The organism is Paraburkholderia sp. SEWSISQ10-3 4 (genome assembly GCF_030464785.1).
In the GTDB taxonomy this organism is placed as follows: domain Bacteria; phylum Pseudomonadota; class Gammaproteobacteria; order Burkholderiales; family Burkholderiaceae; genus Paraburkholderia; species Paraburkholderia aspalathi.
In genome coordinates, this window is sequence record NZ_JALPRI010000006.1 from 240,885 (window position 1) to 265,401 (window position 24,517).

At 62.8% G+C, this 24,517-nt stretch carries 23 protein-coding genes; 12 read left to right on the forward strand and 11 right to left on the reverse strand.

Features of this window, described 5'->3' with window-relative positions; genetic code table 11:
• Positions 1 to 26 precede the first annotated feature (26 nt).
• The 4 genes from M0D68_RS16005 (at position 27) to M0D68_RS16020 (ending at position 4,253) form a co-directional block, all read left to right on the forward strand.
• Positions 27 to 1,031 (forward strand): sugar ABC transporter substrate-binding protein, encoded by a 1,005-nt coding sequence (locus tag M0D68_RS16005; RefSeq protein WP_054039031.1) that lies wholly within the window; start codon positions 27 to 29, stop codon positions 1,029 to 1,031.
• Between the two features lie 161 nt (positions 1,032 to 1,192).
• A complete protein-coding gene (locus M0D68_RS16010; protein ID WP_093645352.1) occupies positions 1,193 to 2,179 on the forward strand; it encodes an ABC transporter permease in 987 nt (328 codons plus the stop codon).
• Between the two features lie 19 nt (positions 2,180 to 2,198).
• A complete protein-coding gene (locus tag M0D68_RS16015) occupies positions 2,199 to 2,996 on the forward strand; it encodes an ATP-binding cassette domain-containing protein (protein ID WP_093645350.1) in 798 nt (265 codons plus the stop codon).
• Positions 2,997 to 3,026: 30 nt separating this feature from the next.
• Entirely contained in the window at positions 3,027 to 4,253 is a 1,227-nt protein-coding gene (locus M0D68_RS16020) for an ROK family transcriptional regulator (RefSeq protein ID WP_093645348.1), read from the forward strand.
• A 10-nt stretch (positions 4,254 to 4,263) separates the two neighbouring features.
• Here the strand turns inward: M0D68_RS16020 and M0D68_RS16025 are convergent, their stop codons facing one another.
• Together M0D68_RS16025 and M0D68_RS16030 are read right to left on the reverse strand one after the other, a co-directional pair.
• The gene (locus M0D68_RS16025) at positions 4,264 to 7,344 is read right to left on the reverse strand and encodes a transglycosylase domain-containing protein (protein ID WP_266224817.1); all 3,081 of its coding nucleotides are present in this window, start codon (positions 7,342 to 7,344) and stop codon (positions 4,264 to 4,266) included.
• Between the two features lie 195 nt (positions 7,345 to 7,539).
• Positions 7,540 to 8,511: a LysR family transcriptional regulator gene (locus tag M0D68_RS16030; RefSeq protein WP_200618288.1), complete on the reverse strand. Its 972-nt coding sequence runs from the start codon at positions 8,509 to 8,511 to the stop codon at positions 7,540 to 7,542.
• 172 nt (positions 8,512 to 8,683) lie between these two features.
• Between M0D68_RS16030 and M0D68_RS16035 the strand changes: the two genes are divergently transcribed.
• The 5 genes from M0D68_RS16035 to M0D68_RS16055 all read left to right on the forward strand — a co-directional run bounded on the left by M0D68_RS16035 (position 8,684) and on the right by M0D68_RS16055 (position 13,290).
• Positions 8,684 to 9,616: a dihydrodipicolinate synthase family protein gene (locus M0D68_RS16035; protein ID WP_093645343.1), complete on the forward strand. Its 933-nt coding sequence runs from the start codon at positions 8,684 to 8,686 to the stop codon at positions 9,614 to 9,616.
• A 194-nt stretch (positions 9,617 to 9,810) separates the two neighbouring features.
• The gene (locus M0D68_RS16040; protein ID WP_211700481.1) at positions 9,811 to 10,380 is read left to right on the forward strand and encodes an RNA polymerase sigma factor; all 570 of its coding nucleotides are present in this window, start codon (positions 9,811 to 9,813) and stop codon (positions 10,378 to 10,380) included.
• Positions 10,380 to 11,174, forward strand: a complete 795-nt coding sequence (locus M0D68_RS16045) for an anti-sigma factor (protein ID WP_266224819.1) — start codon at positions 10,380 to 10,382, stop codon at positions 11,172 to 11,174. The genes M0D68_RS16040 and M0D68_RS16045 overlap by 1 nt, the downstream gene beginning before the upstream one ends.
• Before the next feature lie 15 nt (positions 11,175 to 11,189).
• Complete coding sequence (locus tag M0D68_RS16050) at positions 11,190 to 12,491, forward strand: FAD-binding oxidoreductase (protein WP_266224821.1); 1,302 nt, start codon at positions 11,190 to 11,192, stop codon at positions 12,489 to 12,491.
• A gap of 118 nt (positions 12,492 to 12,609) precedes the next feature.
• Complete coding sequence (locus M0D68_RS16055; RefSeq protein ID WP_093645335.1) at positions 12,610 to 13,290, forward strand: TetR family transcriptional regulator; 681 nt, start codon at positions 12,610 to 12,612, stop codon at positions 13,288 to 13,290.
• A gap of 90 nt (positions 13,291 to 13,380) precedes the next feature.
• Here M0D68_RS16055 and M0D68_RS16060 read toward each other — a convergent pair whose 3' ends face one another.
• The 3 genes from M0D68_RS16060 to aroQ are packed head-to-tail and all read right to left on the reverse strand — an operon-like array spanning position 13,381 to position 16,155.
• Positions 13,381 to 14,751: an MFS transporter gene (locus tag M0D68_RS16060; RefSeq protein ID WP_093645333.1), complete on the reverse strand. Its 1,371-nt coding sequence runs from the start codon at positions 14,749 to 14,751 to the stop codon at positions 13,381 to 13,383.
• 46 nt (positions 14,752 to 14,797) lie between these two features.
• Positions 14,798 to 15,703, reverse strand: a complete 906-nt coding sequence (locus M0D68_RS16065) for a shikimate dehydrogenase (RefSeq protein WP_211700478.1) — start codon at positions 15,701 to 15,703, stop codon at positions 14,798 to 14,800.
• On the reverse strand, positions 15,700 to 16,155 hold the full coding sequence (gene aroQ, locus M0D68_RS16070) for a type II 3-dehydroquinate dehydratase (RefSeq protein WP_093645328.1): 456 nt from the start codon (positions 16,153 to 16,155) through the stop codon (positions 15,700 to 15,702). The genes M0D68_RS16065 and aroQ overlap by 4 nt, the downstream gene beginning before the upstream one ends.
• Before the next feature lie 320 nt (positions 16,156 to 16,475).
• On the opposite strand from aroQ, the gene M0D68_RS16075 reads away from it, so the two are divergent.
• From M0D68_RS16075 to M0D68_RS16085, 3 genes are all read left to right on the forward strand, one after another.
• On the forward strand, positions 16,476 to 18,359 hold the full coding sequence (locus M0D68_RS16075) for a bifunctional sugar phosphate isomerase/epimerase/4-hydroxyphenylpyruvate dioxygenase family protein (RefSeq protein ID WP_266224824.1): 1,884 nt from the start codon (positions 16,476 to 16,478) through the stop codon (positions 18,357 to 18,359).
• 214 nt (positions 18,360 to 18,573) lie between these two features.
• On the forward strand, positions 18,574 to 18,906 hold the full coding sequence (locus M0D68_RS16080; protein WP_093645324.1) for a hypothetical protein: 333 nt from the start codon (positions 18,574 to 18,576) through the stop codon (positions 18,904 to 18,906).
• A 156-nt stretch (positions 18,907 to 19,062) separates the two neighbouring features.
• Entirely contained in the window at positions 19,063 to 19,323 is a 261-nt protein-coding gene (locus M0D68_RS16085) for a hypothetical protein (protein ID WP_093645322.1), read from the forward strand.
• 19 nt (positions 19,324 to 19,342) lie between these two features.
• Here M0D68_RS16085 and M0D68_RS16090 read toward each other — a convergent pair whose 3' ends face one another.
• The 6 genes from M0D68_RS16090 to M0D68_RS16115 all read right to left on the reverse strand — a co-directional run bounded on the left by M0D68_RS16090 (position 19,343) and on the right by M0D68_RS16115 (position 24,258).
• A complete protein-coding gene (locus M0D68_RS16090) occupies positions 19,343 to 19,672 on the reverse strand; it encodes a hypothetical protein (RefSeq protein ID WP_093645319.1) in 330 nt (109 codons plus the stop codon).
• A gap of 12 nt (positions 19,673 to 19,684) precedes the next feature.
• Positions 19,685 to 20,452, reverse strand: a complete 768-nt coding sequence (locus M0D68_RS16095) for an AraC family transcriptional regulator (protein ID WP_093645317.1) — start codon at positions 20,450 to 20,452, stop codon at positions 19,685 to 19,687.
• 141 nt (positions 20,453 to 20,593) lie between these two features.
• Positions 20,594 to 21,874 carry an FAD-dependent oxidoreductase gene (locus M0D68_RS16100; protein ID WP_266224826.1) on the reverse strand — a complete coding sequence of 427 codons (1,281 nt, stop codon included), beginning with the start codon at positions 21,872 to 21,874 and terminating at the stop codon, positions 20,594 to 20,596.
• Positions 21,871 to 22,185: a 2Fe-2S iron-sulfur cluster-binding protein gene (locus M0D68_RS16105; RefSeq protein WP_093645313.1), complete on the reverse strand. Its 315-nt coding sequence runs from the start codon at positions 22,183 to 22,185 to the stop codon at positions 21,871 to 21,873. The genes M0D68_RS16100 and M0D68_RS16105 overlap by 4 nt, the downstream gene beginning before the upstream one ends.
• Positions 22,178 to 23,305 (reverse strand): FAD-binding oxidoreductase, encoded by a 1,128-nt coding sequence (locus tag M0D68_RS16110; protein ID WP_266224844.1) that lies wholly within the window; start codon positions 23,303 to 23,305, stop codon positions 22,178 to 22,180. The genes M0D68_RS16105 and M0D68_RS16110 overlap by 8 nt, the downstream gene beginning before the upstream one ends.
• Positions 23,302 to 24,258 carry a 4-hydroxyproline epimerase gene (locus M0D68_RS16115; RefSeq protein WP_266224846.1) on the reverse strand — a complete coding sequence of 319 codons (957 nt, stop codon included), beginning with the start codon at positions 24,256 to 24,258 and terminating at the stop codon, positions 23,302 to 23,304. The genes M0D68_RS16110 and M0D68_RS16115 overlap by 4 nt, the downstream gene beginning before the upstream one ends.
• Positions 24,259 to 24,517: the final 259 nt, after the last annotated feature.

Below are 24,517 nucleotides of genomic sequence, written 5' to 3' on the forward strand. Positions count from 1 at the left end.
GTGACCAATAACCGGAGGAGCGTCCCATGAATCTGAATTCCCGCAGGCATCCTGTCGCCAGGAAAATCGTGTCGATGTGCGTCGCGGCATCGGCCGTGTGGTGTGCGAGCGCGAGCCAGGCGGCCGACCAGCCTGTCGTCGGCCTCATCACCAAGACCGACACCAACCCGTTCTTCGTGAAGATGAAACAGGGCGCTGAAGCAGCGGCATCGAAAGACGGCGCCAAACTGCTCACCGCCGCCGGCAAGTTCGACGGCGACAACGCGAGCCAGGTCACCGCCATCGAAAACATGATGACGGCCGGCGCGAAAGCGATTCTGATCACGCCGAGCGACACCAAGGCGATCGTGCCGAGCATCAAGAAAGCGCGCGCCGCCGGTGTGATGGTGGTCGCGCTCGACACGCCGACCGATCCGCAAGACGCCACGGACGCCCTCTTCGCCACCGACAACTTCAAAGCCGGCGTGCTGATCGGCAAGTACGCGAAAGCCGCCATGAACGGCAAGCCCGCGAAGATCGCCACGCTCGATCTCGCGCCCGGCGTCTCGGTCGGCGTGCTGCGCCACAACGGCTTCCTGGAAGGCTTCGGCGTGAAGGAAGGCGATCCGTCGATCGTCTGCAGCCAGGACACGCGCGGTGATCAGTCGAAGGGCCAGACGGCGATGGAAAATTGCCTGCAGAAATCGCCGGATATCAACGTGGTCTACACGATCAACGAACCGGCTGCAGCGGGTGCGTATCGCGCGCTCAAGGCAGCGGGCAAGGACAAGAGCGTGATGATCGTTTCCATCGACGGCGGCTGCGAAGGTGTCCGCAATGTGAAGGCCGGTGCGATTGCCGCGACCTCGCAGCAGTATCCGCTGAAGATGGCCTCGCTCGGCGTGACGGCGGGTGTCGAGTATGCGAAGACCGGCAAGAAAGTCTCCGGCTATCAGGACACGGGCGTGACGCTGATCACCGACAAGCCGATGTCCGGCGTCGACAGCAAGGATACAAAGTACGGCCTCGACAACTGCTGGGGCAACAAGTAACGCGCACTGAATGGCGGCCCACTTCGCGGGCCGCTCACGGATTGCCAGCCACTGAACCGACGGCCGCGGGGTACACCGCGGATCGGCGGCCCACCAGATGGCCGGTCTCCGTATTTGCCACGTGGCCTGCCCGCCACGTTCATGCATCGAGGACACCTATCATGTCGACACCTTCCGCGCCTGCCGGCCACCCGCGCACCTTCACCGACCGTTTGCCGTCGCTCGCTGAAATCGGACCGCTGATCGCCCTGCTGCTGGCCTGCGGCTTCTTCATTTCGCAGAGCAACCGCTTCCTGTCGTTCCAGAACCTCTCGCTGATCCTGCAGCAGACGATGGTGGTCGCCGTCATCGCCATCGGCCAGACGCTGATCGTGCTGACAGGCGGGATCGATCTGTCGTGCGGGATGGTGATGGCGTTCGGCTCGATCATCATGACCAAATTCGCGGTCACGCTCGGCGTGCCGCCCGTTCTCGCGATTCTGTGCGGCATCGCCGCGAGCGCGTTGTTCGGCGCGCTCAACGGCGTGCTGATCACGCGGATCAAACTGCCCGCCTTCATCGTCACGCTCGGTACGCTGAACATCGCATTCGCGCTCACGCAGATCTATTCGAACGCGGAGAGCGTCTCGAACCTGCCGGACGCGATCATGTTCCTCGGCAACACGTTCAAACTCGGCCCCGCGGATGTCACCTACGGCACGGTGCTGACGTTGCTGATGTATGGCGCGACGTGGTTCGTCTTGCGTGACACCGTGCCCGGCCGGCATCTGTACGCGCTCGGCAATAACCCCGAAGCCGCGCGCCTGATGGGCCTCTCGTCGCAAAAGATCCTGCTCACCGTGTATACGCTGGCCGGTGCGATTTATGGCATCGCCGCGCTGTTGTCTGTCTCGCGCACCGGGGTCGGCGATCCGCAGGCGGGGCAAACCGAGAACCTCGACAGTATTACGGCGGTGGTGCTGGGTGGTACGAGTCTATTCGGCGGACGTGGCTCGATTAGCGGAACGCTGCTCGGCGCGCTGATCGTCGGCGTGTTTCGTAATGGCCTGACGCTAATCGGTGTCTCTTCGGTCTACCAGGTGTTGATCACCGGCATGCTGGTGATTCTCGCGGTTGCCGCGGACAAACTTTCCCATCGTCGCGGTTGAACGCCCAAAGGAACCTGTCATGTCGACACCTACTTCCGCTTCTGCCGTGATGCCCGTTCTGCAGGCGCGCGGACTCATCAAACGCTACGGCAACGTCACCGCGCTCGACGGCTGCGATTTCGAAGTGCTGCCCGGCGAGATCCTCGCCGTGATCGGCGACAACGGCGCGGGCAAATCGTCGTTGATCAAGGCGCTGTCCGGCGCCACCATCCCCGATGAAGGCGAAATCCTGCTCGACGGCAAGCCGGTCAAATTCCGCAGCCCGCTGGATGCGCGCGCTCAAGGCATCGAAACCGTGTACCAGGAACTCGCGGTGGCGCCCGCCATGAGCATCGCCGAAAACCTGTTTCTCGCCCGTGAGCTCGTCAAACCGGGCTGGCGCGGTTCGATCTTCAAGATGATCGACAAGCGCCGCATGCTCGACGAAGCCACCGCGCACATGAAGGATCTGCAGATCGGCATCCGCTCGATGCGCCAGGCGGTCGAAACCTTGTCCGGCGGACAGCGTCAGGGCGTGGCTGTCGCGCGCAGCGCGGCGTTCGCGCGGCACGTGGTGATTCTCGACGAGCCCACCGCCGCACTCGGCGTCAAGGAAGGCAACATGGTGCTCGAATTGATCCGCCGCGTGCGTGATCGCGGCCTGCCGGTGATCCTGATCAGCCACAACATGCCGCATGTGTTCGAAGTCGCGGATCGTATTCATATCCAGCGGCTCGGCAGGCGTGCCGCGGTGGTCAATACCAAAGACATCCACATGTCGGAGGCCGTGGCGATCATGACGGGCGCGAAGCAGGCGGACGTCAAGGCGATTGCATGATGCACGCATCCCGCTGAGGGGCACACGACGATGGACACCACCGGTACACGTTCGCCTCTCAAACGCACGGTCGGCTCGAACCAGGTCGGCATGCGGCAGTTCAACGAACGGATCGTCCTGCAGGCGATCCGGTTGCATGGGCCGCTGCCGAAAGCCGATGTGGGCCGTCTCACGCGTCTGTCGATGCAGACCGTCTCGATGATCGTCGACCGTCTGATCGACGACGGCCTGCTCGAAAAGCAGGCGCGCGTGCGCGGCCGCATCGGTCAACCGTCGGTGCCGATCGCACTGCGTGCGGATGGCGCGTACACCATCGGCATCAAGGTGGGCAGACGCAGCCTCGACGTGCTGGCGATGGATTTCGCGGGCCACGTGGTGTGCCGCGATGTATTCGACTATGCCTATCCCGATCCGCGCACACTATTTCCCGCGCTCGAAAGCAAACTGGCGCGTGTGAATCAGACGCTCGGCGCAAAGGCGAACAAAGTGGTTGGCGTGGGCGTGGCGGCGCCGTTGTGGCTCGGCGGCTGGCGCGACTTTCTCGGCGCGCCGCAGGACGCGCTGGAAGCGTGGCACGAGATCGACTTGCGTAGTCGCATCGCGACGATGACGGGCTTGCCCGTCGAGTTCGCTAAAGACACCACTGCCGCCTGCGCGGCCGAACTCGTGATGGGCCAGGGCCGCGGAATTCACAATTTTCTCTATCTGTTCGTCGGTACGTTTATCGGCGGCGGCCTGGTGATCGACGGCCGTTTGCATGCCGGGCCACACGACAATGCTGGTGCGGTCGGCTCGATACCGCTGCGGGACGGCAGCGCGCGCAAACCGGCGCGGCAACTGCTACATGCAGCATCGGGTTTCGTTCTGGAACGGCTATTGAGCGATGCAGGCGTGCCGCCCGCCGCCGCGCACGATCATCGCGCGTTGTCGCCCGAACTGTGGCGGCAGACCGAACAATGGCTCGACACGGCGTGTCCTGCGATCGCCAATGCATTGACCAATGCGGCAGCCTTGCTCGACCTGGAAGCGGTGGTGATCGACGGCGAACTCGACCGGCAACTGGTTCGCGAAATCATCCGCCGAACCGAGCGCGTACTCGATCGTTTTGAATGGGAAGGTATGGTACGTCCGCAACTACTGGAAGGCACCATCGGCGCCGACGCGCGAGCGATGGGCGGCGCAATTCTGCCGCTGTACGCGCATTTCGCGCCGGTGCACGAGCTTTTCCTTAAGCCGGCGACGGACGCCGGCTATTAGGCGCCCTTGCTCATTGCGCGGCCACTTTCGCTATCGCAGCCGTTTTAGCCGGCGGATTTTGCAGCAAGGGCTGCAGCACCGGCGCCAGCGACTTCAGCAACTGCACCGAGAGCGCACTCGTGAACTCGTAATGCGCCGCATACGGCTCATGCACCCAGGCGGTCAGCGTGCCGTAGAAACGGTCTCCCATCACAAACACGAAGGTTGCGCTGCGGTTCACCTTGCGCGACTCGATCAGGCGTGCGCCTTTGGCCCACACATTGAAGCGCTGATCGCCGGTGCCGGTCTTGCCGTAAATTTCGAGTGTTTGACCATCGGGGAACGTCATGCCCTGCGCGAGACGCTTAGCCGTACCGCCTAATACGACATCACGCAACAGCCCTCTGACCACCCCGGCGATCTCCGGCGACAACTGCTGCTGCGGCGCCACTGCCGCGCGCTGGAAATGCGTTTCGTACGGCGTGTTTTTCGCGAAGTCGAGTTGCGTGAGACTTTCGGTCGGCACCTTGTTGCCGTTGTTGGCAATCACGCCTATCAGTTGCGCGAGCGCAGCCGGCCGGTCACCGGATGCGCCGATCGCCGCCGCATACGACGGCGTGAGCGTCGCGAACGGATAGCCGAGCGCCTGCCACGATTTACCGATCGCATCGTAGGCGCGCAGTTCGACCATCCGCTTGATGCGGCGATCCTGAGTAGCGTGATAACGGGTCTTGAAGAGCCACGAATAGGTCGACAGACGCACGTCGCGGCTCGCATTCTGTATCTGGTCGAGCGTCGCGTCGGGATGGGCGCGCAGATAGTTGAGCGTCCACAGTTCCAACGGATGCACGCTCGAAATGTAGCCGCGATCGTTCAGATTGAAGCGGTCGATTGCATATTTGTCGTACAGGTTCGCGAGGTCCTCGTCGTCCAGGATGGAGGCAGCCGGCGTGTTCTTCAGCGCCGCACGCATCTTCGCGTTGAACCACGCATTCGATTCATCCGGCGCGACACTGCGCAACACCGTCGCTACTTTGGGCGGCGATTTGCGCACACCTAGCAGCAGCAAGGCCAACTGCTGCTCGGGCGCCTTGCCGTGGTATTTCGTGTAGAAACGATTCATATACACGCGGCTTTCCTGATCGGCGAAACGCGTGAGATACATCTTGCGGATCGCAGGATCGCCCAGCCATTGCGCCGACGGTCCGGTGGTTTGTACCATCTCGTAGTGGACGATATCGCGCATCAGCCGCACGAACACCAGATTCACCGAATGCTGGAATGCACGGTGCACGGTGAGAATGCGGCTGTTGTCGTCCGATTCGAAGTTGTTGAAAGTCTGCGCGCCACCGCCCGTGTAAAACGTTTCGCCTGGACTTGCCGAGTATTTGCGTTCCACCGCCGCGTCGAGCATGGCTTGCAGCGAGCGGTTCGAGGTATGCGCAAGATAGTCCAGCGCCCAGCGCGTGAGCTGATCGTTCGGATCGTACTTCACGGCTTTCAGCTCCGCTGTGCTCAGCGGGGCATAACGCGCATGCAGCTCCGAGACGATCTGCAAATACGTCACCACGGTACGCATTTTCGCGGTCGAACCGAGATTCAGTCGCGCACCAGAATTGATGTCGAATGGCTGGTTCACGCTATCGGTTTGCACCCGCACCAGGTTCGCGCCGTCACGCCGTTCGAACAGCGTAAAGCTATAGGCGATTCTCGATGGATCGTCGGAGGCGCGCAGCATTTCATAGCCGACGAGCCCGGCGGCTTTTGCACCGTCGCGCGTCGCGGCGGCGGCAAGACGTTCACTCACGGCCTGCTGCACGGCGTTGTTGAGCGTGCCCGTTGCCTGCATGTCCAGCCGGTCGAGTTCATAGAAACTCGGAATGCCGAGCGCCGCCAACAGGTGCGAACGCATCGACGTCACAGCCTTGCGCGACACGAACGAGTCGGCGTTGTGCGTTTTTTCCGGTGCGCGGCGCAGATCCACTTGCGCGGACAACGCGGCATCGCGCAGCGGGTTCGAAATAACACCACCGCTCGCCAGCAAGCGCAGATAACTATCCGTCAGACGTTCAAGTTCGGCATAGCCGTGATGCAGGAAATACGACGGCGCACGTTGCGCGATCATCAGCGAGAGCACCTGGCGAAACGCCACGCCCTGCTCAGCGAGATTCTCTTCTGTCGACGGCGCTTTGAGAATGCGGTTGATGTCGTTGAAATCGCGACTGTACCAGGCGGCCAGACCGTCGCCGATGCCATTGATCTCACCAATACCCGGCTGCGCGGCAAGCGGCACCGAGTTGAGATAGTGGACGACGATCTGCTGGCGCGCGGGCATGGTCTGCGGACCATTCAGATAGGCTCGGACCGAGGCGGATGCGATTTGCCGCAATTTCTCCGGCGGCGTTGCCGTGCGCCCGCCCGCCGAGTGGCGGAACTTCTCGATCTGCGTAGCGAGCGTGCTGCCGCCGGGCGTCGACTGATGCCGGTTGAACACGCGCGCGCCCTGGTCGACGAGCGCGTGGCTAAAGCGCCCCCAATCGATCGCCGGATTGCGGTTCGGCTGATCCGGATCGAGCAGATAGCGGTCTTCGATAAACAGTAGCGAATTGACGATCAGCGGCGGGATCGAATCGAAGCTGTCATAAACGCGGCCCGGATACTGTGCACCAAAGAGCGGCGCGCCGGTACCGTCGAAGAGTTGCAACCCCGCCTGGTCTTTTTCGGCGTAGGGAATAAATAGACCGCTATCGGCCAGCGACAGCATTCGCTCGGAATCACGCGACTGTGTGCTGATTTCAAACCCGCGTTCGAGCAGGCGCTTCTGGAACGACGGCAGCAACGCGTAGCCGAGGCGGCTGTCGTAGGGGCCTTTGTCTGCTTGAGGGAAGCGGATGGAATGACTTGGACCGCTCTCGGCGGAGAAACCCACGTCGCGCGTGAGTTCGGAGAGATAGCGCGCCTGCAGTCGAGACGTTTCGATCTCGACCTGGACAAAGCGGGCCGCCAAAGCCAGCGCGAGCACGAAGCCCACTGCCAGCCCCCATTTAAGCCACTTCCTGACGGGCGCCGTGCCTGTCGCGCGAAGCGGTAACCGAATCAGTGGCCGATTCATGGCTGCTCTCCCCGAGCGTGCGCCATTCTCTTGATTCTGGCACACCTTCGATCAAGTGTAGCGCGGAACGCGAGCATGCAATCGGTTCGGATTTACCCCAAAGTGTCGCCGCAGCAACACCTTTTCGCCGGGCATGGCGCAGCGCCGATCGCCATGCGATATTGGGGGTCTTTCGAGCGTCAGAAGAAAGCAGATTCAGGCGTTTTTTTGCGCCGACGTCGCTCTCTCTTCCCCCTGCCCCATCGTCCGTCCCCGCAGTAACTCGATGAATTGCTCAGCCGGCGGCGACAGCACGCCGCCTTTGCGCGTCACAATCCCGAAGGTTTGTGAAGGCGACTTTAGTTTGACCGGCACGAAGCGCAACATTTTCTGCCGCACGAACAACTCCGCGATCGCGGTTGGCAACAACGAAACCAGATCGGCGCTACTTTGCAGTAATGCGACTGTCACGAAAGTGGAAGCAGTCGAGATCGGGTTGTCTGGCATCTCAAGTCCTGCCAGATCCATCTCCCGTTCGAGCAACGCATGCAAGGGCATATGTGACGGATACATGACCCAGCGATGGCCGGCAAGGTCACGTAGTTTCACTTCTTTCCTTGGCAATGGCGGATGGCCGTAACCCACCACCACGGATAACGGCTCGTCCCCAAGCGGACGGTAGTGATATTTCGACGGATCGGCGGCAACCGCCGCACGGCCGATCACCAGATCGAGCCGGCCTTCGTCGAGTTGCAGCAGCATGCGTGCGCTGGTGTCCTCCATCACTTCGATCGACAGGCCCGGCTGGCCGGCATGCAGATCGTTCAGCGCCGGCACGACGCACTCCGGAATCGCGCCCATGATCGCGCCGATCGCGAGCCGCCCGCCGCACCCCGAGCGTATCTCGGCGACGTCCTGGCAGAGCGCGGTAAGGTCCGTCGCCACGAGCCGTGCGTAGCGGATCACGCAGTGGCCGAGCTGGTTCGGAATCATGCCGCTCTTCGAGCGCTCGAAAAGCGGCGCCTCGAGCATCGACTCCAACTCCTGCAACGCCTTGCTGGCAGCCGATTGCGTCATCGACATCGCGCCGGCGGCTTTGTGCAGCGACTTATGATCGTCGAGCGCGATCAGCAATTGCAGCTGCTTCATGCGCAGTCTCGACAGGAGGACGTTCAGGGTGTCTTTCATGAATTGCCGGGCAGCCGCGGGGTGAATCGCAAGGTGAGTCGCAAAAGCGATCACAAGATGGAAACAATTCAATATACCCGCCACGCACCCCGCCGTATAGTCAGCGACGGAGACATTCAAACACCCACGCCTCATCACGTCGTCACCTCACCTTGGCACAACGCACATCACCATGACCCATACCCACAACCCTGCTCCCATGCGCGGCGTGTTCCCCGTCGCGCCGACCATCTTCGACGAGGCCGGCGGTCTCGACCTGGAAGGCCAGAAACGCTGCATCGATTTCATGATCGACGCGGGCTCCAACGGCCTGTGCATTCTGGCGAACTTCTCCGAACAGTTCGCGCTGTCCGACGACGAGCGCAATACGCTGATGCACGTGGTGCTCGAACACGTTGCGGGCCGCGTGCCGGTGATCGTCACGACCACGCATTTCAGCTCGTACCAGTGTGCTGAACGCAGCCGCAGCGCGCAGGCAGCGGGCGCCGCGATGGTGATGATCATGCCGCCGTATCACGGCGCGACGATCCGCATCGGCGAGCGCGGTATCTATGAGTTCTATCGCACCGTGTCCGATGCAATCGGAATTCCGATCATGATCCAGGACGCGCCGGTCAGCGGCACGGCGTTATCCGCACCGTTTCTTGCCCGCATGGCGCGTGAACTGCAGAACGTGTCGTACTTCAAGATCGAAGTGCCGCAAGCGGCGAACAAGCTGCGCGAGCTGATCGAACTGGGTGGCGACGCCGTGGTAGGTCCATGGGATGGCGAAGAAGCGATCACGCTAATGGCCGATCTCGATGCGGGCGCAACCGGTTCGATGACCGGCGGCGGCTACGCGGACGGCATCCGCCTGATCGTCGACGCCTATGCCGCGGGCGACACCGAAGCGGCCGCCGCCCACTATCAGGAATGGCTGCCGCTCATCAACTATGAAAACCGCCAGGGCGGCCTCGCATCATGCAAGGCCTTGATGAAAGAAGGCGGCGTGATTCGCTCGGACGCAGTGCGCCATCCGCTGCCGCCGATGCATCCGGCCACACGCGCAGGCTTGCTGAAAGTCGCACGAAGACTCGATCCGCTGGTATTGCGCTGGGGCAGCTAAGCTCAACTCTCAACCTGGAGCAGTCCAAAGCAAAAAAAAGCGCCCACGCGCAACCCTCGGACGCAAACCCCGAGGTCCTGCATCCACATACGCGGCCATACGCCTAGTGGATGCAGCACACGGGGGAAAAACTACATATAAGGTCGGAAGGAAATTGAGTAACATAGGCCCGCAAGCTCACCACACCACTTTCCATGACCGCCGACCCTCGAGAACTGACGCCGGAAACCCTCGCCGAGTTGCTCGAACGCATTGCCAAAGAGGATGCTTCGGCACTACGCGAGCTATATGATCTCGTCGCTCCGAAACTGTTTGGTCTTGCGCTCCGTATATTGAGCAGGCACGAGTGGGCCGAGGAAGTATTGCAGGACAGCTTCGTCAACATCTGGCGCTTTGCGGGCGACTATCGGCGGGCACTCTCCGCCCCCATGACGTGGATGTCGGCAATCGTCCGGAACCGTGCTCTCGATCACCTGCGGCGGATCAACAAGCAGGAAACCGAATGGAGCGATGCGTTGGACGATCTTGTGGCAACCGGCGATCCGGATCCCGAAGCACTGAGCGCGGTCAGCCTGCAGGCACGTCTGCTGGCCGGCTGCATGCAGCAGCTGGAACCGGCGCAGCGTCAGGCGGTGGCTCTCGCCTACCTGCGTGACCAGAGCCATAGCGAGATCGCTGAAGCGCTGACGGTGCCGCTTGGCACCATCAAATCCTGGATCCGGCGCGGCCTTGCCAAGCTGAAGACCTGCCTGGGAGGTGAGTGATGAATCTCCATCGCTATCCTCAACTGGTCGATATGCTGGCCGCCGAGTACGCGCTCGGCACACTGCGCGGCGGCGCCCGACGACGCTTCCAACGCTACGCGGATCACGATACGGTGATTCGTCAGGCTGTCGAAGAATGGCAGCGGAGAATCTCGCCGCTAGCCGAACTCGCCGAGCCGCGTATGCCGCCGGCTGCTATCTGGGATGCTATCGAGCGGCGGCTCGGCCTGACGTCGGCGCGTGAGGCTGCGCGTGAGGCGGCACGACCGCGGACCGTGGTCGAAAAACCCGCGCGTCCGTCCGGCAGCATCTTCGAAAACCTCGCGTTCTGGCGCGGCTGGGCGATCGGCGTGACGGGGTTCGCCATAATCGCGGCAGTGGTTGCCGTGCGCTCGCTGTTGCCGTCGGGCGTGACGCCGTCGACTGCGCCGACCGTCGCGCAACAGCCGGAAGCGGCCGTCTCGCATGTCGCGGTGCTGAACGACAAAGACGCGCATCCGGTCATGCTGGTCGCGTGGGACGAAGCGCGCTCCACCATGACGCTGCATCTGCTCGGCAAGGTCGACCTGCCGGCCGGCCGGGCGATGGAGTTGTGGGGCATCCCGGCCAACGGCCATCCGGTGTCGCTCGGCATGCTGCCGGACAGCGCCAACGGCAAGGTCACGGCCGGTCAGCAGAAGCCGGAGAGCTATGCGGCGCTGGCGGTCTCGATCGAAGCGCCGGGCGGCTCGCCCGATCACAATGCGCCTACAGGTCCGGTGGTGTTCAGCGGCAAGCTGCTGCCGGTGTCCTGATCTACCCTTAGCCCTATGCAAAGCTTTTACGAAGCCACTGTCACCCGCGCTGCCGGGCACTCGTCCGCTTACGCGCCGCTAACCGGCCGGCGCAGCGTCAACGTCTGCATCATGGGCGGCGGCCTCGCGGGCTTATCCACGGCATTGGGACTCGCCGAGCGGGGTGTCACCGACGTCGCCGTGCTCGAAGCCGAGCAGGTGGGCTTCGGCGCCTCCGGCCGCAACGGCGGTTTCGTGTTCGGCGGATACAGCCTCGATTGCGCGGATCTGCTCAAAACCCTCGGGCCGGCCCGCGCCCGCGAACTCTATGCGCTGACAACCGACGCCGTCGATCTGATGAGGCAACGTATCCAGTGCTACCGCATCGATTGCGATGTAACCGATGCCGGTGTGATCCTCGCCAACTGGTTCGACGAACCTGCAAGGCTCGACACGCAGCGGCGTTTGATGCGGGATTCGTTCGGCGTTGAGTGGGAACCCGTGGCGCCCGCGGAGCTCGCTTCACAATTGAAGACCGACCGTTATCACGGCGGCCTGTTCGAGCGCAACGCGTTCCACTTTCATCCGCTCAAATATGTACTCGGTATCGCGGACGCAGCGGCCAACGCGGGCGTGCAGATTCACGAGAAGTCGCCCGTTGTGCGCTTACAGCGCGACGGCGCCGGCTTCGTGGTGCACACGCCGCAGGGCGCGCTCGAAGCACGCCACGTGGTGATGGCCGGTGGCGGCTATGCGCGCAACGTCTATGCGCAGGTCGAACGCGCGGTGCTGCCAATCGCTACTTACGTGATGGCCACCGAGCCGCTCGGCGCCCGCCTGAAAGACGCGATGGACACCCGCGCCGCCGTCTACGACACCCGCTTCGCCTTCGACTATTACCGTCCGTTGCCCGACACACGCATCCTGTGGGGTGGCCGCATCTCGGTACGCGACCGCGCTCCCGACGACATCGCGCGGCTCCTGCGGCGTGATCTGCTGAAGGTCTATCCGCAGTTGCACGACGTGCGGATCGAGCACGCCTGGGGCGGTCTGATGAGCTACGCGCGGCACAAGATGCCGCAAATCGGCCGCAATACGGACGGCATCTGGTACGCGGTCGGCTTCGGCGGCCACGGCATGGCGCCCACCACCGTCTCGGGCGAATTGCTGGCGGCGGCCATCTCCGGCGAACGGCCGGTGCCCGAGGCATTCGCGGCTTTCGGCCTGACGCGCACTTACGGCGCGCTCGGTCTCGCGGCCGCGCAACTCACCTACACCGCCATGCAGACGCGCGACGCGCTCGCCGCCCGGCGCCCTTCGGCCCGGCCGGCGCTGTGACGCTACTCAGTAAGCGACCCGACAGCTGGCTCAATACGCCGCCGCTTATGCCCGAGACCCGCTCCGGAGGCTGGTTTCAGCGTGCTAGAATGCGCCGTCATCGCCGCTCGAATACACAATGAAAAAGGGAAGCAAGGCCGCCGAGCCTGATACCAACGGCATCGCGTCCGACACCCGACGCAAGTACGATCCCGAACAGACGAAGCGCAATATCCTCGACGTCGCGACGCAGGAGTTCTCCGCGATGGGGTTGACCGGCGCACGCGTCGACGCGATTGCGGAGCGCACGAACACCACCAAGCGCATGCTGTACTACTACTTCGGCAGCAAGGAAGGGTTGTATCAGGCCGTGCTGGAAAAAGTGTATGGCGACATTCGCGCGCTCGAACAGGATCTGCACGTCAGTGAACTCGATCCAATCGAGGGCATGCGCGCGCTGGTCGAGTTTACATTTGACTATCACGATCGCCAGCGCGACTTCGTCCGCCTCATTACGATCGAGAACATTCACGGCGCGAAGTACGTCGAGCAGGTGAAGAGCTTCAAAGGCCGCAACGTCACCGTCATTCATACGATCGAAGATCTGCTCTCGCGCGGCATCGCAGCGGGACTGTTCCGCAGCGACGTCGATGCGATCGACCTGCATCTGATGATCAGCTCGCTGTGCTTTCACCGTGTCGGCAATCGCCATACCTTCGGTACAGCGTTCGGCCGCGATCCGTCGCACCCGCGCCTGCGCGCGCGCCATCGCGCGATGATCGTCGACGCCGTGCTGCGTTTCGTGCGCAAGGAAGACTAAGGCAAACCTGAAACAAAAAAGCGGGACCTGGTGTTAGCCAGGTCCCGCTTTTTTTTACTCAATGAAAGCCGTTCGAACGATATGTGCTGTTCAGTCCACCAGCACGATCCGCTTGATATCGCCGACGATAAAGATGTACGACAGCGCGCCAATCAAAGCGATCGCGCCGATGAACACCAGCGCGCCGACAAACGAACCGGTTGCCGCGACGATGAAACCCACCACCAGCGGCGTAACGATGCCCGCCAGATTGGCGGCAAAGTTGAAGATGCCGCCCGTCACGCCAAGCAGTCCATCCGGCGCAATATCCGACACCAGCGTCCAGCCCAGCGCCGCCATCCCCTGCGCGAAAAACGCCACCGACAGAATCGCGATCACTGCCACGTTGCTCTCGACATAGTTGGCGAGAATGATCGTCGAGGCGAGCAGCAAACCGGCGATGATCGGCAGCTTGCGCGCCACGTTCGGTGACTTGCCGCGGCGCAGCAGCCAATCCGAGAAGATGCCGCCGAACATCACGCCGATCGACGCGGCAATGAACGGCATGATCGCGAAGAAGCCGATCTTCAGCCACGCCATATGGCGCTCGGTGGCGAGATACGTCGGGAACCAGGTGAGGAAGAACACGAGCGTCGAGTTACCGGCGAACTGGCCAAGGCAGATGCCGGCCAATTGACGATGCTTGAGCAGGCGTCCGATGGTGCGCCATTCGAAGCCGCTCTTCGCCGATGCAGCCGGTGCGCCGGAAACATCGGCGTCCTTCTTGCTGTGCGTCAGACCGCCGCCTGCTTCGATATAGTCAAGCTCCGCCTGATTGACAGACGGATGATCGTGCGGTTCGCGATAGAACATCCACCAGATCACACCGAACACGAGACCCACGCCGCCCACCACGTAAAACAGCGAACGCCAGCCGAACGTGCCCATCAACATGAACAGAAACGGGCTGAAAAACGCGAGGCCGATATATTCGCCGACCGTGTAGGTGCCGGTCGCCATCGCGCGTTCGCTCTGTGGGAACCATGTGGCCACCACGCGGCTATTGGTCGGAAAACACGGCGCTTCCGAAACGCCGAGGCCGAGCCGGAACACGAACAACGCGCCGATACCATGCACGAGCCCTTGCGCGAGCGTGCACAGCGACCAGAACGTCATCGAGAGGAAATACGTGAGCTTGCTGCCGAAGCGGTCAAGAAACAGACCGCCCGGAATCTGCGAAGCCACATAGCTCCACGAGAATACGGAGAACAGCAAGCCCATGAGCGCGGCGTTGATGCCGAGTTCTTTGGTCAGTTGCGGCGCCGCGATACCGAGCACCGTGCGGTCCAGATAGTTGATCATTGTGCCGACCGCCAGCAGCGAAAGAATCTGATAGCGGGCTTTCGAGCGGCGCGCGGTGCTTACCGTGGCAGCCGTTTGGCGAGTTGCCTCGGCGGGCGTGGAATGAATGGGTTGTGGCATGGCGTCTCTGTCTCCTCGGTCGGGTTACGTACCGGATATGTATGGCTTATGTGCTACTGGCCTGGCGTTGCAACAAGGACTGGAAATGCGTGTAAACGCGCTCGGCGTCGGGTTCGAGGCCCGTGAAGATACGCATCGCGTCGACCGCCTGATACACCGCCATCCCGCCGCCGCTCAGCGTGCGGCAGCCGAGTTCTTCGGCCGCCTGCAGCAGCGCGGTGCGGATCGGGAAATAGACGATGTCCGCCACCCATAAATCGCGGTGCAGCAATCCAACCGGCAGCGGCAAGCCCGGCAATTTCGCCATGCCGGTGGGCGTTGCGTGAATCAGGCCGTTAGCGGCGGCGAGCGATTCTGCGAGCGAGCTACCGGCACTGACGGTGGAGGCGGGGAAACGCTTCTGCAATTCCGCGGCGAGCGATGCGGCACGCTCGGCGTCCACGTCGAATAGCGTGAGCGTCTGCGCACCCATGGTCAGCGCGGCATGCGCGACCGCTGCGCCCGCGCCGCCCGCGCCCAGTTGCACGACGCGTTCCAGCGATACATCCGGCAGGCCGCGTTGAAACGCGCGCGCAAAACCGGACCAATCGGTGTTGTGGCCGATACGTTTGCCGTTCTTGAACAGGACGGTGTTGACCGCGCCGAGTGCGCGCGCGTCGTCGGAGAGTTCGTCGAGCAGCGGAATCACGGCCTGTTTGCAGGGGTACGTGATGTTCAGCCCGTTGTAGCCCATGCGCTCGGCTGAAACGAGCAAATCGGAGAGCGCCGTGATGTCCAGCTTCAGCGCCTCCAGATCGACGCGCCGATATACATAGTGCAGGCCGAGTTTGCTGCCCTCTTCCTCATGCATCGCGGGGCTAAGCGATCCGCCGATGCCCGAACCGATCAGACCGACGAGAAACGATTGTGGGCTCGCCTGAGCGTTTGTCTGGGTATTCGCTTGTGCGTTCATTTGGCCGCCCTATTCTTAAGGATGACCGCCATCCGCTCCAGAGCGAGCACATACCCCTGCGTGCCGCAACCGACGATGATCGCCTCGGCCACCGCCGATACGTACGAGTGATGCCGGAACGCTTCGCGGCGATGCACGTTCGAAATATGCACTTCGATGACGGGCTTTTCGATCGCAGAAAGCGCGTCGGCAATCGCCACCGAGGTATGCGTGTAAGCCGCCGGATTGATCACGATGCCGTCAACCTTGCTGCGCGCCGCATGCAGCCAGTCGATGAGTTGATGTTCCGCATTCGATTGGCAGAAATCGACCGACAGATCCAGCCGCTCGCCCGCGTCGCGGCAGAGCCGCGCGACGTCGTCGAGCGTTTCCGAACCGTAGATGGCCGGCTCACGCGTGCCGAGCAGGTTGAGATTCGGTCCGTTGAGGACCAGCACTGAAGCAAAACTCATGACGACCACTCCTGCAAAAGTAAGGCATAAAGCGGGCCACAGCATGCGCCGTGGCTCTACAACGTAAGCGCAGTGTGCGCGCATTGCCCGCAATCGTCATTCGGGGTTTATACGAATTTGTACCATCTAGTTAGTTTGTATAGACTGTCGGGAAATTCCGCTAATATGGGTAGTTCTGGCCTGCGGCCTGCTGGTTGACGGTAACTAGCTAGACCATTTTGCGCATTGCAGCATAGCGGACCGCAAGACACGCGGACGCCGCACAGCGGCCGCTTCGCGCAGCCCCACCAGTCGTTTCATCGTTTTTGCAGGAGCCGTTCATGCAACGTTCGATTGCCACCGTGTCGATCAGCGGGACCCTCGTCGAAAAGCTGACCGCAATCCAGGCGGCGGGCTTCGAAGGCGTCGAAATCTTCGAGAACGACCTGCTGTATTTCGACGGCTCACCCGCCGACGTGCGGCGCATCGCCGAGGATCTCGGGCTGAAGATCATGCTGTTTCAGCCGTTCCGCGATTTCGACGGCGTAAGCCCGGAACGCCTCGAACGCAATCTGGATAGGGCGAAACGCAAGTTCGACGTGATGCACGAACTGGGTACGGACCGGATTCTGGTGTGCAGCAACGTCTCCCCCGACACCATCGGCGACGATTCGCTGATGACCGACCAGCTCGGCGCACTGGCCCGCGCGGCCGAAGCGGCCGGCGTGATCGCCGGCTATGAGGCGCTCGCGTGGGGCAAGCACGTCAAGACCTACCGCCATGCGTGGAAACTCGTCAATGCGGTCAATCATCCGAATCTGGGGCTTGTGCTCGACAGCTTTCATACGCTGTCGCTGAACGATACGGTGGACGGGATCGCCGATATCCCGGGCGATCGCATCGCCTTCGTGCAGATTGCCGATGCGCCGAAGCTCGCCATGGACGTGCTGGAATGGAGCCGCCACTACCGCTGCTTCCCGGGCCAAGGCGATTTCGATCTGGCAGGCTTCACCGCCCAGGTCGTGAAAACCGGCTACACGGGCCCGCTTTCGCTCGAAATTTTCAACGACGGGTTTCGCGCCGCGCCAACCGCCATCACCGCGGCGGACGGCCATCGTTCATTGCTGTTCCTCGAGGAACAGACTCGGGCACTGCTTGAATCCACCCGGCAGCCGGTCGGCGAACTCTATCGATCGCCCGCTGCGCCCGCGCACGTCGGCTATCAATTTCTCGAGTTCGCGGTCGACCACACTACCCGCGCGCATCTCGTCGACTGGCTCGGCAAGCTGCGCTTCCGTCAGGCCGGCCAGCATCGTTCGAAAGATGTGACGCTGTTTCAGCACGGCGCGGCGTCGATTGTGCTGAATGCTGAACCGGATTCATTCGCCAATGCCTTCTTCCAGCAGCATGGTTTGTCGCTGTGCGCGTCGGCATTTCGCGTGGATGACGCCAATCAGGCGTTCGAGCGCGCCGCCGGGTTCGGCTATGCCCCGTTCTCGGGCCAGATCGGCCCGAACGAACGTGTGTTGCCGGCCGTCCAGGCGCCCGACGGCAGCCTGAACTATTTCGTCGACGAGACACCGGACCAGCCCACCCTGTTCGAAGCCGATTTCGTGCTCACCGACATTAATGGTCCGACCGAAGTGGGACCGCTCGCGCGCATCGACCATGTCTGCCTGTCGGTGCCGGCGCCTTCGCTGGATACATGGGTTCTGTTTCTGCGGACCGCGCTGGGCTTCCAGGCCGAGCCCGGCGTGCTGGTGCCCGACCCGTACGGGCTGGTGCGCAGCCGCGCGCTGCGCAGTCACGACGGTTCGGTGCGAATCGTACTGAACGCCTCCGTGGACCATCACACGGCGGTGGCCGAAGCCTTGCATACCTACCACGGCTCGGGCCTGAATCACGTCGCGTTCAGCACCGGCGACATTTTCAGCGCAGTTCCCGAATTCGTCGCCGACGGTCTGCCGGTGCTGCGCATTCCGCGCAATTACTACGACGACCTCGCCGCCCGCTACGCGCTGCCGGACGAGACGCTCGAGGCGCTGCGCGCGCACAACATCCTGTATGACCGCGACGAACGCGGTGGCGAGTTCTTCCACGCTTACACCGAACAACTCGATCAGCGCTTTTTCCTGGAGATTGTCGAACGGCGCGGCGGCTACGACGGTTATGGCGCGGCCAATGCAGCCGTACGGCTCGCAGCGCAAGCTCAGCGACGCAAGTAGGAGTTTGCGGCCGGCAATGCTGGTGGACGGTGGTTTGCGGTTCGCGGCCCTCCACCCGCGAATTCACGCAGATCGGGCACGGCGCATGCTCCATCGGCTCAAGCGGGCGCGCCGCACCGATATAATGGCGTTTGATCCGCGGCCAGTGCCGCGCGCACCCTGCCCCATACGGGTGTGGCGCGTACCGTCAGCCGAATGAAACGCCAGGAGAGATATGAAGAAGTTTGCCGTAGTCCTGTCAGTTCCCCTGCTTCTCAGCGCTTGCGCGTACTTCCAGAAGAATCCGGATGCCGGCGAGCCCGTCACGGACACCACCACGCAACGCTCGGTCAGCGACGTAGTCGCCTGCCTGACGCAAGTGGCGACCAGCCACAACGCCGCGTTCAAATCGACCGCGATTCCGCAAGGTCAGATGCTCGATTTCGGCGATTCGAATATCGTCAAGGTCCGTAGCGACAACGGCGCGACGACTTATCGCTTCTACGCGGGCAAACGCCACGTGAACAATCTGTGGATCGAATCGGCGAGCAAAACTTGCGCGCCGTAAGGTAAGCAGACGCAATAATCGGCCAGGTGTAACGGTCGGTAACTTGTTCCGGCGCAATCATAGTGTCACGGTGTTACATCACAATGGTGTCTTAAGAATCGTTTAAGACTTCATCCGCATGATCCATCCGACACTAATCCGCACAAGGTGCGCTTCATGAACCAGCCCGATCACAACACGAACGACTCGCCCGCACCGGCGAAAAAGCCCACGATTCTGCGTCGCTTGCTGAGCCATCACGAACTGGCAACGCTGCTGCTGTTGCTGCACGCGCCGATCGACGCATCCGCGAAACCCGAGATTCCGCAGCTTCACGAAGCCGGCCTGATCGAAACGGTCTCCGGCGACGCCGGCGCCTCGCATATCCGTCTGACGCCCGAAGGCAATGCAGTGTTGCGCGGACTCGGTGTGAAATAAGGCGCGTTGTAGATTTTAGTTACGCCTGCCAGACGCCGTACCCCGCCTCCCGTAGTCCAATCGCCAATTCCACTTCCATATCCTGTGCGCCGCGGTAAGGCATCGGATTGTAAACTTCATACAATTCGGGCATGAGGCGCAGGCCGTAATCGCGCACATAGCGATTTGCCTGAATGCCGGCCTTGTGCCGGTCGAATCTCAGATCCGGGTCCAATCCCGTCATTCCCACATACACGCACGGCTTGTCGAACCGGTAATCCGGATTCGCGCGGCGAAAGCGCGCCTCGTTCCAGACGGTGTCGTCCAGTGCGACGACATAGACGTAGTAATGATGCTTGCGACGAACCATGTGCGCGGCGGCTCAGCTTCGCGAGGTTCCGTGCAGCAGCATCCGGTACTCGGTCGGCGTGACGCCGACGGTCGCCTTGAATTGACGCGTAAAGGCGCTGTGGTCGGTGTAGCCGCAGAGTGCGGCCACATCGGTGACCTTGTCGTGTGAAACCAGCAAGGCGGTGGCGGCGTCGAGTCGCGTTTTCAGCAACACCTGGCGCGGCGTCAAATGAAACACTTTGTGAAAGTAACGCTCCAGTTGCGCCACCGACATATCCGCCATTGCAGCAAGCTGTTTCAGATTCAGCGGCTGCACGTAATTTTCCTGAATGGACTGCACCACTTCAGCCAGCCGGCTGTAAGCAGGATGACTGCTTTCGTCCGCTTTCAGGTCGCGGGAGATGCCGGCAAGGCCGACCACCTTCCCCGCCGGATCGCGCAACGGCTGCTTGCAGGTCAGGCACCATCCCGGCTGACGGCCGGGATACAGGTGCAGCTCCAGCTGATCGATCATCTGGCTGCCAACGTTGATGATTGCTTTGTCCTGGGCGGTGTAGATGCGACCGAAACGGTGCGGGAAGACGTCCTCGGCGGTCTTGCCGAGCAGCGCGGACTTTTCCTTGAAGCCACAGCGCGAAGCCAACGTGCGATTGACCAGCGCATAGCGGGCATGCGCGTCCTTGACGAAGAACACCACGTCCGGCATCGCATCGAACACGGGCTCGAGTAGCGTGAAATGCGACAGCATGCCGGACAGCGTTGCGTCGTCCGGTTCGAGCGGATGAGCCAGCGTGTTCATCGTGCGGGTTCCGTGGTCGGTGCGGTTGTGCGTTGGGTGCCGTTGGTGCGTTCATCCGCGCGACTGCACGGGGTGGCGCTTGCGGTCGATTATAGGGCCACGCGTTGCCGAAAATATCCAGCGGACGAATGGACGGCTGTGTCATTCAGCGGACGACGGCTCCTCGCTGATTGCCATCAACGTACCGATTTGCGCAGGACTGAACGGCGGGCGCGGCGCTGCAGCTTGCCAGCCTAAATACAGCGAAGCCGCGGCGCCACAGATTCGGCCCTGGCATGCACCCATCCCGCAGCGGGTATGCAGCTTGGCCTCGCGCCAATCCGGATAGGCGCGCACCTCGCCGAGGCTGACGTCTTCGCAACGGCAGAGCAGCGTGGCGTCGTCGGGTGGCGTGCGCGCGGCGGTCTGCAAGGCAAAGGCCGTTTCGACGCGCCTCGCGAAACGCTGCCATCGGGCTCGTTGCGCTTGCAATGCGGTGCGGTTTGCCGAGACGCCGCTCGCGGCCAGCCCGGCAATCTCGCCTTCCACACCCGCCAATTCCGCGCCGCCGACGCCCGTGCATTCGCCTGCCGCCAGCACGCCGTCGACCGAAGTCCTCTGTTCACCGTCGACGACGATTTCTCCCGCTTCGTTGATCGCACAGCCGAGCGCTTGCGCAAGCGTGATGTTCGGCACGAGTCCATAGCCGCAGGCGATGCGGTCGCAGTCGAGCGTCGACTCATGCTGGCCGCGCCGGATCGTCACGCGCTCGACGCGGCCATCGCCATGAGCTTTCCGGACAATGCTGCCGGTCCAGTAACGCACGCCCGCGAAGCCGCGCGTCATGGTAAAGGCTTGCCGTAACTTCGCCGGCTCGCCCAGCAATGAGGCTCCGAAGCGGGCGACCTCAAATGCCGAGGCCTGCTCCACGACCGCCAGCACGCGCCCCCCCGCCGCACGCGCGGTGGCAAGCGCCGCGATCAGCAAGGGACCGCTGCCTGCAATCACGATCCGTTCGCCGCGTACCGGCATGCCGCCTTTGATGAGTGCCTGCAGCGCGCCCGCACCGGTCACGCCAGGCAACGTCCAGCCGGCGAATGGCAATAGCCGCTCGCGCGCGCCGGTCGCGAGAATCAATCGATCGTAGCTGATCGACACGCCACCGTGCTCAGCCGACTCGAGCAGCAAACCTCGCGGACTCAAAGGCGCGATTACGCGAGTGGATGGCAAAAGGGTGACGTTGGTTTGCGTCTTCAAAACGGCGAGCAGGCCTTGTAGCGGCACTTGCGGCGGATGGCCGGGACCTTGCCGCCAGATTTGACCGCCGGCGCGCGGATTGTCGTCGAGCACTGCGACTGTGGCGCCCTCGCGCGCCGCTGCCTGCGCTGCGTTCAATCCGGCCGGACCGGCGCCTACCACGACGATGTCGAAATGCTGCTTCATCGGTTGGCCGTGGTGGTGGGGGCGTTGGTCACGTTGACTGCGTTGGCCACAGCCGCGGCAGTGCAAACCACCTGCCCATCGCGGCAAAGCGTCTGGCATGCCAATACATGCGCCCGACCGTCGATCGTGACGCGGCACTCCTGGCAGATACCCATCCCGCACAGCGCTGCACGCGGCTCGCCGCTGACCGACGTCCGCGTACGGCCCGCGCCCGCCATGGCAAGCGCCGCGGCCACGATCGTGCCGGCTTCGACCTCGACGCTTCTACCGTCGATCGTCAAGTGAAGGTACGTTGCATCGGCGTCAGCCATGGGCCACCTGTTGCGCAAAACGGACCGGCAAGTACGGCTCGACGGGAATCGGTGCAGTGTTCCCAGTGATCTGCGTGGCGAGCAACTTTGCCGTTGCCAGCGAAGTCGTCACGCCAAGACCCTCATGTCCAACCGCAAGCCACACGCCGGGTGCAAAATCACCGGCCGGACCGATCAACGGCAGACCATCCGGCGACGCCGCACGGAACCCGGTCCACGCACGAATGCCATTGAGCGTCGGCAGGACCGGCAGATAACGTGCTGCGCGCTGCAGCATCTGCGCGAGCACCGGCATGTCGACGGCAGGATCGGTTGTATCGAACTGGCGCGACGAGCCGATCAACAACTGGCCTGTAGGCCGCGGCTGCGCATTGAACGCCACCGAGGTACCGGCCGCATGATGTGCGCTCTTGATGTAGCCCAGCTCGAGCAGCTGATGGCGAACGAGTCCGGGATAACGGTCGGTGATCAGCAGATGACCTTTCTTCGGTTGCAACGGCAGAGACGGCAGCAGTTGCTGAGCACCCAGACCATTGGCCACGATCACGTGCTCCGCGCTGACGCGCTCGCCGTCAGCCAGCGTCACGCCACGCGCGCTGATTGCGGTAACCCGCGTACCGAGCCGCACACGGATCTTCTCGACTCCTGACGATTGCGTCAGCAGCCACTCGGAAACCGTCGGCGCATACACGATGCTGTCGTGTTCGATCCGCAGGCCGCCCGCCATCGATGCCGCCAGCGCCGGCTCACACGCCCGCAACGCGGCCGCGTCGAGCAGTTGAGCGGTGACGCCCTGCGCTTCGAAGGCGGCATGCATGGCGCGGGCGGCTTGCCATTCCTCATCGTCGGCCGCGACCCACAAAGTGCCGCAGCGCGCGAACGCGTCGCGCGTGCGCAGCTGAGGCGCGAGCGCCAGCCACAAGTCGCGCGAATAGCGGCTCAACGCGAATTCCGCGGGCGAGTCGTTCATCACGACGATATGCCCCATGCCCGCCGCCGTCGCGCCGCCGCCGATGCCCTGCGCGTCGAGTACCTCAACGCGCATGCCCAGCGCGGCCAGCTCCGCCGCGCAAGCCGCGCCGACAATGCCGGCCCCGACGATCAACGCGTCCGCTGTCATGCCGTGCGGATGCCCCATGCGAACGGGTCGCGCTCGTCGAAACACAAACGCCCTTCGGCCATGATGTGCGCGTGGCCGGTGATGGTCGGAATCACCGAGACGCCATCGCCGGCGCGGCGATAGCTCGCCTCGAATACGCTGCCGATGATGCTCTCCTGCCGCCACACCGCGCCTTCGGGCAGCTTGCTGTCGGCGGCGAGGCAGGCGATTTTCGCGCTCGTGCCGGTACCGCACGGCGAACGGTCATACGCGTTGCCGGGACAGAGGACGAAGCTGCGGCTGTCGATGCCGTCTCGCGAGCCCGGTCCGAAGAGTTCGATGTGGTCGATCAAGGCGCCGTCCGCGCCAGTGATGCGCTGCGCGATCAGCGCATCACGGATTGCCGTACTGAACGTGGTCAGCTCGGCGATACGCGCCGCCTCCAGCGAGTGCCCGTGATCAGCGACAAGAAAGAACCAGTTGCCGCCCCAGCCGATGTCGCCAGTCAACATGCCGTAGCCCGGCACGTCCACCTGCACGCCTTGCCTATAGCGATACGCCGGCACGTTGCGCACGGCCACGCTGCCGTCCTCGTTGAGCGTCGCTTCGACGACGCCGACCGGTGTCTCGATCCGATGAAGCCCCGGCCCGATCCGCCCCATGTGCGCGAGCGAGACGACGAGACCAATCGTACCGTGCCCGCACATGCCGAGATAGCCCACGTTGTTGAAAAAGATCACGCCGGCCGCGCACGCGGCATCGTCCGGCTCGCACAGCAGCGCGCCGACCACCACGTCCGAGCCGCGCGGTTCGGTGACGATGCCTGCGCGCCAGTCGTCGAAATGCGTGCGAAACACGTCGAGACGCTGCGCCAGCGTGCCGCCGCCAAGCTCCGGGCCACCCGACACCACCAGGCGGGTCGGTTCACCGCCGGTGTGCGAGTCGATGATATCTAGGGTTTTCATGATGCACATGGTAGGAATGCCGGGCGCCGAAGTCTTGGTGTGCATAATCGTGGATTGTGACGATTTCAGCATATCTTATCTGTCCATCCGCGCACGCGTCGGCTATTGAAATCAGGCGGGTGCCGCGGCTTAACAACCTCTATCAAGCGAGCTCAGGAGCGCACGAGAGGCCCGGTCCACATGCTTTCGACGTATTTTGCATCCTGTGCTGAAATAGCCGGTCCGCTTGGCCTTGCTGGGCATACAGGCACAGCCGCTATGCTGAAAT

Bases quoted from the DNA above. Each gene is read 5' to 3' on its own strand.
- M0D68_RS16090 (WP_093645319.1), bottom strand. From the start codon at position 19,672: ATGGTTCGTCGCAAGCATCATTACTACGTCTATGTCGTCGCACTGGAC.
- M0D68_RS16040 (WP_211700481.1), top strand. From the start codon at position 9,811: ATGACCGCCGACCCTCGAGAACTGACGCCGGAAACCCTCGCCGAGTTG.
- M0D68_RS16010 (WP_093645352.1), top strand. From the start codon at position 1,193: ATGTCGACACCTTCCGCGCCTGCCGGCCACCCGCGCACCTTCACCGAC.
- M0D68_RS16085 (WP_093645322.1), top strand. From the start codon at position 19,063: ATGAACCAGCCCGATCACAACACGAACGACTCGCCCGCACCGGCGAAA.
- aroQ (WP_093645328.1), bottom strand. From the start codon at position 16,155: ATGAGTTTTGCTTCAGTGCTGGTCCTCAACGGACCGAATCTCAACCTG.
- M0D68_RS16095 (WP_093645317.1), bottom strand. From the start codon at position 20,452: ATGAACACGCTGGCTCATCCGCTCGAACCGGACGACGCAACGCTGTCC.
- M0D68_RS16100 (WP_266224826.1), bottom strand. From the start codon at position 21,874: ATGAAGCAGCATTTCGACATCGTCGTGGTAGGCGCCGGTCCGGCCGGA.
- M0D68_RS16050 (WP_266224821.1), top strand. From the start codon at position 11,190: ATGCAAAGCTTTTACGAAGCCACTGTCACCCGCGCTGCCGGGCACTCG.
- M0D68_RS16025 (WP_266224817.1), bottom strand. From the start codon at position 7,344: ATGAATCGGCCACTGATTCGGTTACCGCTTCGCGCGACAGGCACGGCG.
- M0D68_RS16020 (WP_093645348.1), top strand. From the start codon at position 3,027: ATGGACACCACCGGTACACGTTCGCCTCTCAAACGCACGGTCGGCTCG.
- M0D68_RS16065 (WP_211700478.1), bottom strand. From the start codon at position 15,703: ATGAACGCACAAGCGAATACCCAGACAAACGCTCAGGCGAGCCCACAA.
- M0D68_RS16055 (WP_093645335.1), top strand. From the start codon at position 12,610: ATGAAAAAGGGAAGCAAGGCCGCCGAGCCTGATACCAACGGCATCGCG.
- M0D68_RS16110 (WP_266224844.1), bottom strand. From the start codon at position 23,305: ATGACAGCGGACGCGTTGATCGTCGGGGCCGGCATTGTCGGCGCGGCT.
- M0D68_RS16030 (WP_200618288.1), bottom strand. From the start codon at position 8,511: ATGAAAGACACCCTGAACGTCCTCCTGTCGAGACTGCGCATGAAGCAG.
- M0D68_RS16075 (WP_266224824.1), top strand. From the start codon at position 16,476: ATGCAACGTTCGATTGCCACCGTGTCGATCAGCGGGACCCTCGTCGAA.
- M0D68_RS16015 (WP_093645350.1), top strand. From the start codon at position 2,199: ATGTCGACACCTACTTCCGCTTCTGCCGTGATGCCCGTTCTGCAGGCG.
- M0D68_RS16060 (WP_093645333.1), bottom strand. From the start codon at position 14,751: ATGCCACAACCCATTCATTCCACGCCCGCCGAGGCAACTCGCCAAACG.
- M0D68_RS16035 (WP_093645343.1), top strand. From the start codon at position 8,684: ATGACCCATACCCACAACCCTGCTCCCATGCGCGGCGTGTTCCCCGTC.
- M0D68_RS16080 (WP_093645324.1), top strand. From the start codon at position 18,574: ATGAAGAAGTTTGCCGTAGTCCTGTCAGTTCCCCTGCTTCTCAGCGCT.
- M0D68_RS16115 (WP_266224846.1), bottom strand. From the start codon at position 24,258: ATGTGCATCATGAAAACCCTAGATATCATCGACTCGCACACCGGCGGT.
- M0D68_RS16105 (WP_093645313.1), bottom strand. From the start codon at position 22,185: ATGGCTGACGCCGATGCAACGTACCTTCACTTGACGATCGACGGTAGA.
- M0D68_RS16005 (WP_054039031.1), top strand. From the start codon at position 27: ATGAATCTGAATTCCCGCAGGCATCCTGTCGCCAGGAAAATCGTGTCG.
- M0D68_RS16045 (WP_266224819.1), top strand. From the start codon at position 10,380: ATGAATCTCCATCGCTATCCTCAACTGGTCGATATGCTGGCCGCCGAG.